This window comes from Acidithiobacillus ferriphilus (genome assembly GCF_028215975.1).
Classification (GTDB): Bacteria; Pseudomonadota; Gammaproteobacteria; order Acidithiobacillales; family Acidithiobacillaceae; genus Acidithiobacillus; species Acidithiobacillus ferriphilus.
Window position 1 is genome coordinate 587,515 of the sequence record NZ_CP116458.1, and the last position, 14,682, is coordinate 602,196.

The 14,682-nt window shown below is 60.3% G+C and carries 14 protein-coding genes; 12 read left to right on the forward strand and 2 right to left on the reverse strand.

Annotation, left to right across the window (positions count from 1 at the left end):
- Window positions 1-11: 11 nt before the first annotated feature.
- Window positions 12-815: a DNA-formamidopyrimidine glycosylase family protein gene (locus PJU76_RS02900; protein ID WP_271780407.1), complete on the forward strand. Its 804-nt coding sequence runs from the start codon at window positions 12-14 to the stop codon at window positions 813-815.
- Between the two features lie 11 nt (window positions 816-826).
- On the opposite strand, the gene PJU76_RS02905 is transcribed toward PJU76_RS02900, so the two are convergent.
- Entirely contained in the window at window positions 827-1,276 is a 450-nt protein-coding gene (locus PJU76_RS02905; RefSeq protein WP_271780408.1) for a rhodanese-like domain-containing protein, read from the reverse strand.
- A 230-nt stretch (window positions 1,277-1,506) separates the two neighbouring features.
- On the opposite strand from PJU76_RS02905, the gene PJU76_RS02910 reads away from it, so the two are divergent.
- The 6 genes from PJU76_RS02910 (at window position 1,507) to rpoS (ending at window position 7,427) form a co-directional block, all read left to right on the forward strand.
- Window positions 1,507-2,670 (forward strand): cation diffusion facilitator family transporter, encoded by a 1,164-nt coding sequence (locus tag PJU76_RS02910; protein WP_271780409.1) that lies wholly within the window; start codon window positions 1,507-1,509, stop codon window positions 2,668-2,670.
- 153 nt (window positions 2,671-2,823) lie between these two features.
- Entirely contained in the window at window positions 2,824-4,239 is a 1,416-nt protein-coding gene (glnA, locus tag PJU76_RS02915) for a glutamate--ammonia ligase (RefSeq protein WP_271780410.1), read from the forward strand.
- A 143-nt stretch (window positions 4,240-4,382) separates the two neighbouring features.
- A complete protein-coding gene (locus PJU76_RS02920; protein WP_271780411.1) occupies window positions 4,383-4,955 on the forward strand; it encodes a DUF4124 domain-containing protein in 573 nt (190 codons plus the stop codon).
- Window positions 4,956-5,053: 98 nt separating this feature from the next.
- On the forward strand, window positions 5,054-5,806 hold the full coding sequence (gene surE, locus PJU76_RS02925) for a 5'/3'-nucleotidase SurE (protein WP_064219045.1): 753 nt from the start codon (window positions 5,054-5,056) through the stop codon (window positions 5,804-5,806).
- On the forward strand, window positions 5,788-6,489 hold the full coding sequence (locus tag PJU76_RS02930; RefSeq protein ID WP_215848886.1) for a protein-L-isoaspartate(D-aspartate) O-methyltransferase: 702 nt from the start codon (window positions 5,788-5,790) through the stop codon (window positions 6,487-6,489). The genes surE and PJU76_RS02930 overlap by 19 nt, the downstream gene beginning before the upstream one ends.
- Entirely contained in the window at window positions 6,486-7,427 is a 942-nt protein-coding gene (gene rpoS / locus PJU76_RS02935) for an RNA polymerase sigma factor RpoS (RefSeq protein ID WP_271780412.1), read from the forward strand. Before PJU76_RS02930 ends, rpoS begins: the two co-directional genes overlap by 4 nt.
- Window positions 7,428-7,454: 27 nt before the next feature.
- Here rpoS and PJU76_RS02940 read toward each other — a convergent pair whose 3' ends face one another.
- Window positions 7,455-7,829: an Mth938-like domain-containing protein gene (locus PJU76_RS02940; RefSeq protein ID WP_271780413.1), complete on the reverse strand. Its 375-nt coding sequence runs from the start codon at window positions 7,827-7,829 to the stop codon at window positions 7,455-7,457.
- 94 nt (window positions 7,830-7,923) lie between these two features.
- On the opposite strand from PJU76_RS02940, the gene alaC reads away from it, so the two are divergent.
- The 5 genes from alaC to PJU76_RS02965 all read left to right on the forward strand — a co-directional run bounded on the left by alaC (window position 7,924) and on the right by PJU76_RS02965 (window position 14,653).
- Window positions 7,924-9,105 (forward strand): alanine transaminase, encoded by a 1,182-nt coding sequence (gene alaC / locus PJU76_RS02945; RefSeq protein WP_271780414.1) that lies wholly within the window; start codon window positions 7,924-7,926, stop codon window positions 9,103-9,105.
- Window positions 9,105-10,427, forward strand: coding sequence for a homoserine dehydrogenase (locus tag PJU76_RS02950; RefSeq protein WP_271780415.1), 1,323 nt, complete (start codon window positions 9,105-9,107; stop codon window positions 10,425-10,427). The genes alaC and PJU76_RS02950 overlap by 1 nt, the downstream gene beginning before the upstream one ends.
- 51 nt (window positions 10,428-10,478) lie before the next feature.
- Entirely contained in the window at window positions 10,479-11,609 is a 1,131-nt protein-coding gene (gene thrC, locus PJU76_RS02955) for a threonine synthase (RefSeq protein ID WP_271780416.1), read from the forward strand.
- The gene (locus PJU76_RS02960; protein ID WP_271780417.1) at window positions 11,609-12,574 is read left to right on the forward strand and encodes a hypothetical protein; all 966 of its coding nucleotides are present in this window, start codon (window positions 11,609-11,611) and stop codon (window positions 12,572-12,574) included. Before thrC ends, PJU76_RS02960 begins: the two co-directional genes overlap by 1 nt.
- A 261-nt stretch (window positions 12,575-12,835) precedes the next feature.
- Complete coding sequence (locus tag PJU76_RS02965; RefSeq protein WP_271780418.1) at window positions 12,836-14,653, forward strand: single-stranded-DNA-specific exonuclease RecJ; 1,818 nt, start codon at window positions 12,836-12,838, stop codon at window positions 14,651-14,653.
- Window positions 14,654-14,682 lie beyond the last annotated feature (29 nt).

Here is a 14,682-nt window from a genome sequence, read left to right on the forward strand (position 1 = left end):
CGGAGAAAAACATGGCCGAGTTGCCAGAAATAGAACTGTTCAGACAAAAACTGCGGCGCGGTATCCTGCACAAGCGGGTCGGCGTCATGCGGATGCAGAATGCCAAAGGCGAGTCACTGACCGATGGTGCCGGCATCGAAGACTCCGCACTCAAAGGCAAGGCCATCACCGACTTGCACCGCTATGGTCAATACCTTTTCCTGGAACTGGATCGCAAAGACATCCTCGCCCTGCAGTTGGGCGGCGAGTTGAGCGGCGAACTCGAACGCGGTTCTGCTCAGGCGGCGGGCGAGGAAGAGCCGCGTGCGGCATTGGAGATTCAGATCAATGGCCAGCAGCGCTTGCGTCTTCAGGGGACTCAGTTGGGTAATCGCCTGCGCCTGCTGGATGAAAACAGCGATGTGGACTTCCTGACCAAGCTCGGCCCCGATCCGCTGATGGTGCGAGGGGAGGGGCTTGGTGTATTGCGCGAAGCCCTGAGCCGTCGCCGCAGCGCCCTGCGTAATATCTTGTTGGATGACGGCTTCGCGCCGGGCATCGGCGGCATTTGGGCGGATGAAATCCTTTTTCAGGCCCGCCTGCGGCCGGACCGCACCGCGACCAGCCTCAGCGAAGAGGAGCGCGAGCGTTTCCTGGAGCAGATCCCCAAGGTGCTGGATCGTGCCGTGCGCTGTCAGGCGAAGAGCAACCTGTTGCCCAAGACCTTCCTCACCCGCCATCGGGCAGACGGGCACTGTCCGAGTTGTGGTGGCGCGCTGGAAACTCTTTCGGTGGGGGGTAAGAGCGCTCTGTTCTGCCTGGCCTGCCAGTCTTAATCAGGCGCAACCTACTTATGTCTCCAGGGTAAACCGCTGGCCTTCCAGCCTTCTACCTTGCCGCGCTGGCCATGGGTGTCGTGTTTGCCCTCAAAGCCCCCGAGGATGTTATAGCAATGGCCATAACCCAAGTCGGCCAGATGTTCGGCAGCCGCCAAAGAGCGACCACCCGTCCGACACAATAACAGCAGTAACTCGCCGGGTTGGGCTTTCTTGCGCAACTCTGCGTCAAAGTTGGCATTGGGAGTCATGCCCGGATACAGTTGCCACGGCACATGACAGCAGCCCTCTACGAAGCCCGAAAAATCCAGTTCCGGCTGGGAGCGCACGTCAATCAGGATGGCCTTGGGATGGTCGCGCAACACGGCATGGGCTTCCTCCGGCGTGAGGTCCCCGGCGTGGCGTTTGCCGGCGACCCTGGCCCGTTCCTGTGCCTTCTGTAGAATCGTTTCGGTATTCATAACGTTCACCTCGTCCTGTAAATTCGGTGTGGATGCCTGGAGGATTAAACAGCATCTGCGTATATACTGTGCATATCCCCGCTCTTCGGCAAGCCCGCCGCCAGAAAATATCCAGACTGGTTTTGTCGCGGGCGACCAAGTCTTCGGGCATTGCCTTGACAATCGCTAGCGAATTGACGATTGTCCGACCAAATATCCAGTGAGCACAAGACTTTGAGAGGCCCTGAGTAGTGACAGAAGGTATCAGTCGCACGGAACGCGGCAAGCAGAACATGCGGGTGACCCTGATGGGGGCGGGCACCAACGTGGTGCTGTTTTTCATCAAACTCGCGGGGGGCGTTTTCGGGCACTCTAGTGCGCTGGTGGCGGACGCCATCCATTCCCTTTCGGATCTGCTGTCTGATCTTGGGTTGGTGTTCGCCATGCACTTCAGCAGCCAGCCGCCGGATCAGGAGCATCCCTACGGTCACGAGCGTTTTGAAACGCTGGCGGCGCTGGCCACGGGCAGCCTGTTGGCCGTCAACGGGGCCGGGATCGGCTACGAGGCGGTCCAGCGGCTCATTGTTGGTCATTATGGCATGCCAGCGAGCTGGACCCTCTACGTCGCCGCTTTTGCCATCATCGCCAAAGAGTCACTCTACCAGATCACTATCCGGGTAGCCCGCAGGACCCGTTCGGCCGCATTGCGCGTCAATGCCTGGGATCACCGTACCGATGCGATTTCCAGTGTCATCGTGTTTATCGGTATCGGCGGCAGCTTGTTGGGCGCGCCTTATTTGGATTCGGTCGTCGCCCTTATCGTCGCCCTTATGGTGCTGCGGATCGGTCTGGTCACCGGTTGGGAAGCGGTGCAGGAGCTGGCAGATCGTGGTCTTAGTGATGAAGCGTTGGCAGCGATTCGCGAGGTGATTCTCGGCTGCGAGGGGGTGCGCGATTTGCACCTGCTCAAGACCCGTAAAATCGGTCATCAGGCCCTGGCCGAGGTGCATCTGCAGGTGATGCCGACCTTGAGCGTCTCCGAGGGACACCAGATTGCTGAGCGGGTGCGAATAGCGTTGTTGCGTCAGGTGGATGAGCTGGCTGATGCCACCATCCACATCGACAGCGAAAATGATGAGGATGGGGGCGTGGTTCTGCCGCCGCGCAGCGAGATAGAAAAAGTGGTGTGCGAGTGTCTGCTGGCGCGGAATTTGCCCTTAACAGAGCAGATGACCTTGCATTACCTCAAGAACGGCGTCGTGATCTGTATGCGTTATCACTTGCCGCCAGCGGAAACATTCGCTAGCCTGCAGGACATGGAAACACGGCTTCAGGACGCCTTGCAGGGGCGGGTGCCAGGCTTGCAGCAGGTGGATGTGGTCTGGCAATTGCCAAAAACACCGACCGCTCGATAGTGGTGCATATTTTTTTATTGCACCATAATTGGGCGCAATACTGGTGCATATGGAGCCCTGATTGTTATCAGCGGGTGGTTAAGGGCCCGGTATGAATTTTGTATGCGCAGTTTGCTCAGGGTCGTGAATATTTCTTGATTGAAGGAGAAGCAAATGGGTTATAGCCCCAGTGATGTGGTTAAGTTGATTAAAGAAAAAGATATCAAGTTTGTCGATTTCCGTTTTACCGATACCAAGGGTAAGGAACAGCATGTCTCCGTCCCCGGCCACACTATCGAAAAAGACACCTTCGTCGAGGGTAAGGCGTTTGATGGTTCCTCTATCACCGGCTGGAAGGGCATCAACGAGTCCGACATGATTCTCCTGCCCGAGGCTGAGTCCGCCGTTCTCGATCCTTTTACAGATGAAACCACCCTCATTATCCGCTGCGACGTCATTGAACCCGCCACTGGCCAAGGCTATGAGCGCGATCCCCGCTCCGTCGCCAAGCGTGCTGAGATCTACCTGAAGAGCACGGGCATCGCCGACACCTCCTACTTTGGTCCCGAAAATGAATTCTTCGTTTTCGATTCCGTGACCTGGAATATCGATATGAGCGGCTGTGCTTACAAGGTGGATGCCGAAGAGGCCGCCTGGAATTCCGGCAAGGAATATGAATCCGGCAATATGGGCCATCGCCCCGGCATCAAGGGCGGTTATTTTCCGGTCCCACCCGTTGACTCGGCGCAGGATCTGCGCTCCGCCATGTGTCTGGCCATGGAAGAAATGGGTTTGAAGGTGGAAGTGCATCACCATGAGGTGGCCACGGCCGGGCAGCACGAAATCGGCGTCGGTTTTAATACGCTGACCCGCAAGGCGGACGAAGTACAGATTCTCAAATATGTCGTTCACAACGTGGCGGCAGCTTACGGCCAGACGGCGACTTTCATGCCCAAGCCCATCGTCGGTGACAACGGCAGCGGCATGCATGTCCATCAGTCGCTCGGCAAGGATGGCAAGAACATCTTTGCGGGCGACTTGTATGGCGGATTGTCGGAAATTGCCCTGTACTACATCGGCGGCATCATCAAGCATGCCAAGGCGATCAACGCGCTGACCAACCCCAGCACCAATAGTTACAAGCGTTTGGTGCCCCATTACGAGGCCCCGGTGCTGCTGGCGTACTCCGCCAAGAACCGTTCGGCGTCCATCCGTATTCCCTTCGTCAACAGCCCCAAGGCCCGGCGCATCGAAATACGTTTCCCGGACTCCACCGCCAACCCCTACCTGGCGTTCTCTGCCATGCTGATGGCGGGTCTGGACGGTATCCAGAATAAAATTCATCCCGGTGACGCCATGGACAAGAATCTCTATGATCTGCCCGCGGAGGAGCAGGCCAACATTCCCGGCGTGGCGGCTTCCCTGGAAGAAGCCCTGCGCGCCCTGGAAGCCGATCATGACTTCCTCATGAAGGGGGGGGTGTTCTCCGAGAGTTGGCTGGAAGGTTATCTGGATGTGAAGTGGGCCGAGGTGCAGGCCCTGCGCATGACCACCCATCCGGTGGAGTTCCAGATGTACTATAGTCTCTGAGTACCGGATACGGCCCGCTGTGACGGGCTTTCCCCGGCGCCAATCAGCTCCGTGCTTTATACGGGGCTTTTTTGTGGCCGCTGCCTTGACAATCGGGGGCTTGGCGACCATATAGAGAATGCCGCGCTGGTCAGGAGAGCAGAATGATGAAATGCAGAACCCCTCCCTTTACATCTGGTAAGGGCGAATCAAAGCGCCCACTAATGGTGGGCTTGTGTATTTTCCTGTCGGTCTTTCTGATCAGCGCTTCCGCCGATGCGTCAAGCATTTATCGCTGGGTGAGTGGCGATGGAGTCGTCAGCTATGGCGAAACCCCACCTGCGGGCGCTAAAGACGTCGAGCAGATTTCCGGAGCACCGCAGAACTCGGTCAGCACGCCCGAGTCAGCGTCCAGTGGTAGTGTTGTCACCCCATCGCCCGCGCCGTCTGCCGCACCCACGTCCACCCGACCCGCGGTAAATCCGGCCTTGAAGCGTATGCAGGCGGAACTGGTTGTGGCGCGGTTGGCGCTGCTCCAGGCGACCAAAAACTACGAGCAGGGCAAGGCCATACGCACCGGCAACGAGCGCAATTATGCCCGCTATCTGGATCGCGTGAATGGCCTGAAACAGGCGATGGATGCGGCGCAATTGCGCGTGCTGTTGCTCCAGCGACAGATCCAACAGGTGCAGAATGAAGGTCCGGCGCCGACGGCCCCGGGGCGCGCGGCGCATTAGTTTGTGCCGGGTGCGGCGCGTATCTGAAGATGGACCCGAAGGGGCATCGTGGCTTACCATAGCCGCAGGATAGCCACTGCACGCCTTTCGGAGACCTAATGCCACGTTTCTTGCTCAGTAACGACGATGGTTATCTGGCACCGGGATTGGCGGCGCTCGCCGAAGCAATAAGGCCTTTAGGTGATTTGGAAGTGCTGGCGCCGGAGCAGGATCGTAGCGGTGCCAGTAACTCTCTCACCCTGGACCGGCCGTTGCGGATGCGTACCGGACTCAACGGTTTTCACTATCTGGTCGGCGGTACGCCCACGGACTGTGTCCACCTCGCCGTTACCGGCATCTTCGCGGAAACGCCTGATATGGTGGTCTCCGGTATCAATCGCGGCGCCAATATGGGGGATGATGTGCTCTACTCAGGCACGGTGGCCGCCGCCACCGAGGGGCGTTTTCTCGGCTTGCCCGCTATGGCGGTTTCCTTGGCAGGACGCGATTGCACCCATTTTTCGACTGCGGCGCAGGTGGCCGCCAAGTTGGTGATCGGGGTGCTGAGTCATACATTACCTGCCGATACCATTCTCAATGTGAACGTACCGGATTTGCCCTACGATGAAATCCGCGGATTCGAAGTGACGCGTCTGGGGCGTCGCCACAAGAGCGACATGGTGATACCGGCGGCTGATCCGCGCGGCGATCCTGTTTACTGGATTGGCCCTTCCGGGCGAGAGGCAGATGCCGGTCCCGGTACCGATTTTGACGCGGTGCGCCGCGGTTACGTCTCCATTACGCCGCTCGATCTGGATATGACCCGCTACAATTTTCTGGAGGGTTTGAGTCAATGGCTGCTTCGTTGCTAGCCTTGAGTCCTGAAGTCGGTATGATTTCCCCGCGTACCCGGGGGCGGATGGTGCTTCGTCTGCGCGCGGAAGGCATCCGTGACGAGCGGGTGCTGGACGCGATGAACCGGGTTCCGCGTCATCACTTTGTCGCGCAGGCGTTGGCGGGGCGTGCCTATGAGCCGGTGTCTCTGCCTATCGGCTATGGACAGACTATCTCTCAGCCCTGGACCGTGGCGCGGATGATGGAGGCGATTCTTGAGGACAGGGAAGTGCCGCAGCGGGTGCTGGAGATCGGTACTGGTTCCGCCTACCAGACCGCCGTGTTGGCAGAACTGGGGGCTGAGGTCTTCAGCATTGAGCGTATCGGCCCGCTTCAGGAAATGGCGGAGGTGTTGCTGGGGCGGCTGAACTACCGTCAGGTGCATCTGCATCATGGCGACGGTAGTGGCGGCTGGCCGGAGAAGGCACCTTTTGATGCGATTGTCATCACGGCTGCAGTGCCCTGCGCCCTGGCGCCCCTTTATCGCCAATTGCGGGCCGGGGGTAGTCTGGTGATGCCGGTGGAAGAAGGCGGCAGGCAGCATTTGCAAGTCAGCCATTGGGATGGCAGTGCGGCGCAGGTGATTCCGCTGGGTGCCTGCCATTTTGTCCCTTTGCTGGCGGGAACGATTGCGGTGGCCTCTGGAGAGTGTGTCGGATGAAAAGCGCGAGCAGAGACGAGGAAGAGGGCATTCAGACAGGAGTCGCGGAGAAGGAAGCGGATATTCCGGAAAAAGCCGAGGAGGTGGAAGATTTCGGTGAGGCCCACGATTGGGATGCTACCCGCTGTTATTTGCGGGAGATCGGGCATAGTCCGCTGCTGACAGCAGAACAGGAGGTCACCCTCGGGCGCCGGGTTCAGACCGGAGATCAGGCGGCACGCTGCACCATGATAGAGAGTAACCTGCGTCTGGTGGTAAAGGTGGCACGGCGTTATATCAACCGGGGTTTGCCACTCCTGGATCTGATCGAAGAGGGTAATATCGGGCTGATCCGGGCGGTGGAGAAGTTCGATCCAGAGCGCGGTTTTCGCTTCTCCACCTACGCGACTTGGTGGATTCGCCAGAATATCGAGCGGGCGTTGATGAATCAGACTCGCACCATCCGCCTGCCCATCCACATCATGAAGGAACTCAGTACCGTGCTGCGCGCGGTCCGCTGTCTCGGGCAAACCTTGCAACGAGACCCGACGCCGGAGGAGGTGGCAGAGGCGCTCAACCGCCCGGTAGAGGGAGTGCGTGGCTGTCTGGAAATGGATGGTCGGGTGACGAGCCTGGATGTGCCCCATGGCCGAGACGCGGACCGACCCCTGGCGGATATCATTGCCGATGTTGATGCGCCGGGGGTTGAGGCGGCTCTGGCCGACCGGGATATCTCCCAGCAGGTGCATCAGTGGATTGCAAGCATGACCGAGAAGCATCGGTTGGTACTGTTCTGGCGTTTCGGTCTGGACGGCACCGATGGGGCGACGCTGGAAGAGGTCGGCTCCCGCCTCGGTGTTACTCGGGAGCGGGTGCGGCAGATTCAGGTGGAGGCACTGCTGGTGCTGCGCCGTCGCATTGAAGAGGAAGGCCTGACATCGGAGAGTCTTTTCGGCTGACGATAACGTCGGCGAATGCCAGTGTGTTCAGGCCTCGGGCGGCAGCAGGGCGGCGATGACCACGCGATCTTCGGCCAGCAGGATGTTGTAGGTGCGGCAAGCGGCACCGGTGTTCATCACCTCTACGGCGAGATCAGCGATGCGTAGGGCACGCATGAGTTCCAGCGGAAAATGCTGACGCTTGCCAGTGCCCAGTAACACAATATCGGGCTTGCGCGCCAGCACTTCGGCAAAGTGCGAGAGCTGAAGCGCGCTGGCATGCCCCGGTCCCCAGGGGCTGTGCAGCCAGTCGGCGCCGACCAGCAGGCCGTGTGCGTGGTTCTTGCCGTGAATGACGATGCCCTGCGGCCCATAGGCATGGATGAGATTGCGGTGACCGTCGCGTTGCAGGTGTAATTTCATGTTGAATGTCCTTCGTGCGGATTGACAGGTCCGCCTTGCCTCTCTATTGTTCTTCGATTTCGGCATTCGCTACAACCCTGAAGGCCCGCGCCACATGAACAGTGATTTTGAACGTATCCGTCGTCTGCCCCCTTATGTGTTTAACATCGTTACGGACCTGAAGAATCAGGCCCGCAAGCGGGGCGAGGATATCATCGACTTTGGCATGGGTAATCCTGATCAACCTACACCCCAGTATATTGTCGACAAACTTTGTGAAACGGCGCAGCGCGGTGATACCCATCGCTACAGCGTGTCGCGCGGCATTCCCCGTTTGCGGCGCGCCATCACCGACTGGTACGAACGGCGCTATGGCGTGCAGCTTGATCCGGAGTCAGAAGCCATTGTCACCATCGGCTCGAAAGAGGGTATTGCCCATCTGGCGTTGGCGACCATGGGGCCCGGCGATACGGTGCTGGTACCGAGTCCGACTTATCCCATCCATCCCTACGGCTTTGTCATCTCGGGCGCCGACGTGCGTCATGTGCCGATGCTGCCGGGGGTGGATTTCTTCGAGGAACTGGAAAAGGCCGTCAAGGCCGCCTGGCCGAAGCCGAAGATGCTGGTGATCAACTTCCCCCACAACCCGACGGCGGCGGTCGTGGAACTGGACTTTTTCGAGCGGATTGTCGAGTTTGCCAAGGAGCACCGTATCTGGGTGGTGCATGATCTGGCCTATGCGGATATCGTCTTTGATGGCTATAAAGCGCCGAGCTTTTTGCAGGTGCCGGGGGCCAAGGACGTGGGCGTCGAGTTCTTCACCCTTTCCAAGAGTTACAACATGCCCGGCTGGCGGGTGGGCTTTGCGGTGGGGAACCCGAAGCTGGTGGGCGCGCTGGCGCGAATGAAGAGCTATCTGGATTACGGCACTTTTACCCCCATTCAGGTGGCGGCCATCACCGCACTGGAAGGGCCGCAGGATTGCGTGGAAGATATTCGGCTGATGTATGAGCAGCGCCGCGACGTGCTCTGCGAAGGGCTGGACGCGGCGGGCTGGGTGGTCGACAGGCCCAAGGCGACCATGTTTGTCTGGGCAAGGATTCCCGAAGCATTGCGCAAGATGGGCTCACTGGAATTCTCCAAGCTGGTACTGGACCGCGCCAAGGTGGCGGTGAGCCCCGGCATCGGCTTTGGCGAGTTGGGCGACGAATATGTGCGTTTCGGGCTGGTGGAGAATGAGCATCGCACCCGACAGGCCATCCGCGGCATCAAACACATGTTTCGTGAGGATCTGTAATGGCGTCTGCAATGGAGCCGGTACGGATCGGTATTCTTGGCATGGGTACGGTGGGCCAGGGCACGGTGCGGGTGTTGGAGCGCAATGCCGAAGAAATCATGCGCCGGGTCGGGCGCGAGTTACGGGTAGTCCATGCGGCGGTGCGTAATCCGGCGCGTTTGGAAGGATTGGGGCTGGATGCGCGGATCAGCAGCGATCCCTGGGCGGTGGTGCGCGATCCCGAGGTGGAGGTGGTCGTCGAGGTGATGGGGGGGCAGGAGCCGACCCTGAGCTTGTTGATGGCCGCTATCGCGGCGGGTAAGCATGTGGTGACCGCCAACAAGGCACTGCTGGCCGAGCATGGCAACGAGATTTTCGCGGCGGCGCAGGCGCAGGGGGTGATGGTTGCCTTCGAGGCGGCGGTGGCAGGCGCCATTCCCATCATCAAGGCGATCCGCGAGGGGCTGGCGGGCAACCGAATTCAGTGGCTGGCGGGCATTATCAACGGCACCAGCAACTATATCCTCTCCCAGATGTTCCACGCGGGCTGGGACTTTGAGCAGGCCCTGGCTGAGGCGCAGCGGCTGGGTTATGCCGAGGCCGATCCGGGGCTGGATGTGGATGGCGGCGATGCGGCGCACAAAATCACCCTGATGGCGTCTATCGCTTTTGGTATTCCGGTGGATTTCGCCCATTGCCATGTGGAAGGCATCCGTGCGTTGGAACAGACCGATGTGGTCTATGCCGCCGAGCTGGGTTATCGAATCAAGCTGCTGGGGATTGCGCGGCGCCGCGCGGATGGCGTCGAGTTGCGGGTCCATCCTACGCTCATCCCGGAAAGTCATCTGCTGGCCAATGTGGAGGGACCCTTCAACGCTATTCTGGTGGAGAGCGATGCGGCGGGGCAGAGCCTTTATTATGGACGTGGTGCGGGCGGCGATCCCACGGCCAGCGCCGTGGTGGCGGACTTGGTGGATGTGGCGCGGACCATGACCGCCGATCCCAGCAACCGGGTGCCCCATCTCGCCTTCCAGCCCAATGCCATGAGTATCTTGTCGCTGTTGCCAATGGCCGAGGTGAAAAGCGCTTATTATCTACGCATTCATGCCCGTAACCGCCCCGGCGTCCTGGCACGGGTGGCGACGATGCTGGCGGAATATGAGATTTCCATCGAAGCGTTGGTGCAGAAAGAGACACCGGAGGCAGACAGCGTGCCCATCGTCCTGCTGCTGCACCGCTGCCGGGAGGGTGACCTTGAGCAGGCCATCGCCCGCATTGAAGCCTTGCCGGTGGTCGTTCAGCCCGTATTGCGCCTGCGCGTCGAGAGTCTGGCGGAAGGGTGATCCATCCACCACACCGAGTTTTGGCATTTCATCTTCAATCAGGATAACTTCATGACCCGTTATACCGGTATTATCGATCATTACCGCGCCTTCCTGCCCCTGGCCCCCGAAACTCCGGCGGTGAGCCTGGGCGAGGGCAATACGCCGCTGATCGAGTGCATCAATCTGCCCCGCCAGCTTGGCCTCGATATACGTCTTTTCCTCAAATTCGAAGGCTTGAATCCCACCGGCTCCTTCAAGGACCGTGGTATGACCATGGCGGTGACCAAGGCCAAGGAAGAGGGCAGCGAGATGGTGATCTGTGCCTCTACCGGCAACACTTCGGCGGCCGCGGCGGCCTATGCGGCGCGGGCGGGAATGCGCGCTTTCGTGGTGATCCCGGAAGGCAAGATCGCCCTCGGCAAGCTCTCTCAGGCGATGATGCATGGTGCCATGGTGTTGCAGATCCGCGGCAACTTCGACGCGGGCATGCAGATCGTCCAGGATGTCGCTGCCAATGCGCCCATCACCCTGGTGAACTCGGTCAATCCCTATCGCTTGCAGGGCCAGAAGACGGCGGCCTTCGAGATTATCGAGGCGCTGGGCGAGGTGCCCGATTATCACGCCCTGCCCGTGGGTAATGCCGGTAATATCACCGCTCACTGGATGGGCTATTGTGAGGCCACCGACGGGCGGACCGACAAGTCCCAGTCTCTGACCGCTTCCTGCAAGTTCTGCGATGGCGCCTGCACCTATGGTCACGGTAAAACGGGCAAACGACCGAAGATGCTGGGTTTTCAGGCGTCAGGCAGTGCCCCCTTCATCGTCGGCCACTATGTGCAAGACCCCGAGACCATCGCCACGGCCATCCGTATCGGTCATCCCATGTCCTGGGATCAGGCGCATCGGGTGCAGGCCGAAAGCGGCGGCTGGTTTGGCGGTCATAGCGATGCCGAGATTCTGGAGGCGCAGCGCTGGCTGGCGCAATACGAGGGCGTTTTCTGCGAACCGGCCTCGGCGACTTCGGTGGCGGGGGTGGTGGCCGCGGCTCGCGCCGGAAAAATTGAAGCGGGCGCGACGGTGGTCTGTACCCTCACCGGGCATGGCCTCAAAGATCCCGATACCGCCATCGCTCAGGGTGGCGAAGTGCGCACCGTGGATGCCAGTCTGGAGGCCGTGCAGCGCGCCATCCTGGACCGCTGATGGCCGATCTCTGCCTCTGGCTGTCGGGTTTGCGCGGCGTGCCGGAGGACGACCTGGGAGCGGTGTTACCGCGTTACTGGGGGCGTGGGCGCAGCGAGCGTCTATCGGTGGATTCCTCAATGGAAGTGGCAGGGCGTTTGCTGGGTTTCAACGGCTTGCTGCCGGCGGCGGCTCTATTGGCGGAGTCTGAGGGTATAGCGACCGAAGGGCACTGGGTCATCGCCCTGGAGCCGGTGGCGTTTCGCGGACAGGCGGGGCGGGCGGTCTTACAGCCCCTGCCCGGCCTGGAGGAAGCCGCCGCCGCGGCACTGTTTACGTCTGCTGTTGAGCACATGGCGGATACCCCCTGGACACTGCGGCGCGGCGCCCGGCGCTGGTATGTGCTGACCGCCGACACGCCCGACCTGCACTGTCCCGATCCCGAACAAGTCTGGGGCCGTGAGCCTCTGGCCCTGCAAGTCACCGGTACCGATGCCCGGCGTTGGAATGCCTTCCTCAATGAGTTGCAGATGCTCCTCGCCGCGCATCCCGTCAATCAGGATGTCGATGCCAGCGGTCAGGAACCCTGGTGTCTGTTCTGGGCCTGGGGGGAGGGGCGATTACCTTCTGCGCGGCCCATTCCGAAGTGGCGGACCGTGGCGGCGGAGGCTGACTACCTGCAGGCCGCGGCCCGCTGGCTCGGTCTGCCCCTGTCCTATCCCAAAGCGTTGCAGGCCGCCGTAAAACTCCCCGATGATCTGCTCTGGGTCTGGTCCGGGGCCTGGCTCTATCCCGATGCGGCAAAGTCTTTCGCGGCGCTGGCCCCGGCCCTGCAATCCTTGTGGCGGAGCGGCGGGCGCCTGGAGTGTTTGACGGGGGTGCTTGCCAGCGGTGGTATAGAGCGCCTTACGCTTCGCCGTACGGATCGCTGGCGCTTCTGGCGCAGACCGGCCCGGCCGGGCCATGCGCTGCCGGGGGGCTGGTAGGTGCCTGAAGCCGCGCGCATTGTCGATCGTCCTGTGGGCAGCGGCGATATTGCGCGCGGCTTTGGAGCTTGGATATACCCCGCTCCAGGCCCGGATCATTGCCGGTAGTGTCGGTAGATTGGGCGAGGCCGATCCGGGATTGGAAAGCCGCTCTAAACCGCTTTATCATCCAGTTCGATGACCGGATGCCACAACGTTAAATGAAAACGCCGTTTACACAAAATTCAGGACACCCTCCATGGTCAACCAGGATGGCGAGTGATGCCAGAACCCATACGGATCATCGATAGGCCATTGTCGCAAGATGTCTTGCGTGCGGCAGTGGCTGCTGGTTATACGCGTCTACAGTCGCGAATCATCGCGAGTCGATTGGGTGACGAGGATGCGGGAAAGGTGGGATTGCTTGTTCGCCCGCCGTTGAGTGCGCTCGATTCGCCAGACCGTTTACCCGACATCGGCGTCGCAGCTGAGGCCGTTGCACGCGCGGTGAAGCAAGGGTTGCCGGTGATTCTGCTGTCAGACTTCGACTGTGACGGTGCTTCCGGGCACTCGGTGCTGAAGTTTGCGTTGCGTGACTACTTCGGTGTGCCTGAACACCGAATACACAGCTACATCGGTCATCGACTGCGGGAAGGGTATGGCGTTTCGGAAAGCGTAACCCAGCGGATCCTGGACTCGGCACCTCGTCCTGCACTCGTGATTACTGCTGATCAGGGGAGTTCGGACCATGCCCGTATCGAGAAGCTGCGCGATCATGGTTTGACGACGGTAGTGACGGACCATCATGGGGTTCCAGAGCAAGGCCCGCCGCACGCAGCTATCGCCTGTGTCAATCCCGTCCGCACGGATTCGACATTCGCCGACCCCTACATCGCGGGCGTTCATGTGGCTTGGCTACTCTGCTGCGCTGTACGGCAACGGCTCATCGACTGGGGACACCTTCCGGCCAATGCGCCGCGTCTCGGTGGTCTCCTCGACTTGGTTGCTTTGGGGACCATGGCGGATTGTGTTGATCTGGCCCGTTCGCCAAATAATCGTGCGGTGCTGACACGTGGCCTCGCACTGATGAATGCGCCGGAGGCGCGACCTGTGTGGCGTGCCTTGTACACGGTCTCTCGTTGTTCTGGCCCCATTACGGCGGCGACATTGAGTTTTACCTTCGGGCCGATCATCAATGCCCGGGGCAGACTTGATTGCGCACTTGGGGCCGTCGACTTATTGATGTGCGACGACGAGGCGGAAGCGATACGCTTGGCGCATATCTTGGTGGAGCACAATAGCGAGCGCAAGCGGGTCCAATCCCAGATGCTGCGCCGAATCCTTCCATTGGCGGAACAGCAGGCGGTGGGCGGGAGTATGGCAATTACCGTGTTCGATCCGGAAGGGCATCCGGGCGTACATGGTGTGTGCGCTGCCCGGTTGGTGGAGACCTATGGACGTCCTGCTGCCTATTTCTCGCCCAAGCAGGGGAGCGACCATATCACCGCCTCGCTGCGCACCGTGCCCGGATTTCATATACGAAACGCCCTTGCAGTGATCGCAGAATCACATCCTGGCGACTTCGTCACATGGGGCGGTCATGCAGGTGCTGGCGGGGTCACGTTGAAACGTGAGGGATTTGATCGTTTCGCGAGTGCCTTCAATGCGGTCGCAACCCGTGCCTTGACAGCGTGGACCCCAGGACCTCGGATACTGACCGATGGTGAGCTCGAACAGCGCCCAAGCTTGGAATTGTTCAAAGAACTCGCTGCCTTAGAGCCTTTCGGTCGGCAATGGGAGTCGCCAGTCTTCCGTGCTGAAGGCCGGATCCTCAGCGTGCGTCCCGTCGGGGACGGAACACACCTGAAATTGTTGATGGGCATCGGGCCAGATCGATTCGATGCCATCTGGTTTGGTGCGGTCCGCGACGGTGTGTGTCCAGTGGAAATGGGGCAGGTTGTCCGAGTAACTTTCGAGCTGGATGTCAATACCTTCAGAGACGAGACGTGCTTGCAATTGCGCGTCCGGCATGCGGTTGCTATCGCAAAGAGTCCGTTGATGGCCCAGCGATCAGCCACCTCTGATCTGCTTGCGCAGTAAGGTGTATCGCCGCTCCTGGCCAGTGCCTG

Excerpts from the sequence above, each read along its gene's own strand:
- PJU76_RS02900 (WP_271780407.1), top strand. The coding sequence starts at position 12 with ATGGCCGAGTTGCCAGAAATAGAACTGTTCAGACAAAAACTGCGGCGC.
- PJU76_RS02905 (WP_271780408.1), bottom strand. The coding sequence starts at position 1,276 with ATGAATACCGAAACGATTCTACAGAAGGCACAGGAACGGGCCAGGGTC.
- glnA (WP_271780410.1), top strand. The coding sequence starts at position 2,824 with ATGGGTTATAGCCCCAGTGATGTGGTTAAGTTGATTAAAGAAAAAGAT.
- PJU76_RS02920 (WP_271780411.1), top strand. The coding sequence starts at position 4,383 with ATGATGAAATGCAGAACCCCTCCCTTTACATCTGGTAAGGGCGAATCA.
- surE (WP_064219045.1), top strand. The coding sequence starts at position 5,054 with ATGCCACGTTTCTTGCTCAGTAACGACGATGGTTATCTGGCACCGGGA.
- PJU76_RS02930 (WP_215848886.1), top strand. The coding sequence starts at position 5,788 with ATGGCTGCTTCGTTGCTAGCCTTGAGTCCTGAAGTCGGTATGATTTCC.
- rpoS (WP_271780412.1), top strand. The coding sequence starts at position 6,486 with ATGAAAAGCGCGAGCAGAGACGAGGAAGAGGGCATTCAGACAGGAGTC.
- PJU76_RS02940 (WP_271780413.1), bottom strand. The coding sequence starts at position 7,829 with ATGAAATTACACCTGCAACGCGACGGTCACCGCAATCTCATCCATGCC.
- alaC (WP_271780414.1), top strand. The coding sequence starts at position 7,924 with ATGAACAGTGATTTTGAACGTATCCGTCGTCTGCCCCCTTATGTGTTT.
- PJU76_RS02950 (WP_271780415.1), top strand. The coding sequence starts at position 9,105 with ATGGCGTCTGCAATGGAGCCGGTACGGATCGGTATTCTTGGCATGGGT.
- thrC (WP_271780416.1), top strand. The coding sequence starts at position 10,479 with ATGACCCGTTATACCGGTATTATCGATCATTACCGCGCCTTCCTGCCC.
- PJU76_RS02960 (WP_271780417.1), top strand. The coding sequence starts at position 11,609 with ATGGCCGATCTCTGCCTCTGGCTGTCGGGTTTGCGCGGCGTGCCGGAG.
- PJU76_RS02965 (WP_271780418.1), top strand. The coding sequence starts at position 12,836 with ATGCCAGAACCCATACGGATCATCGATAGGCCATTGTCGCAAGATGTC.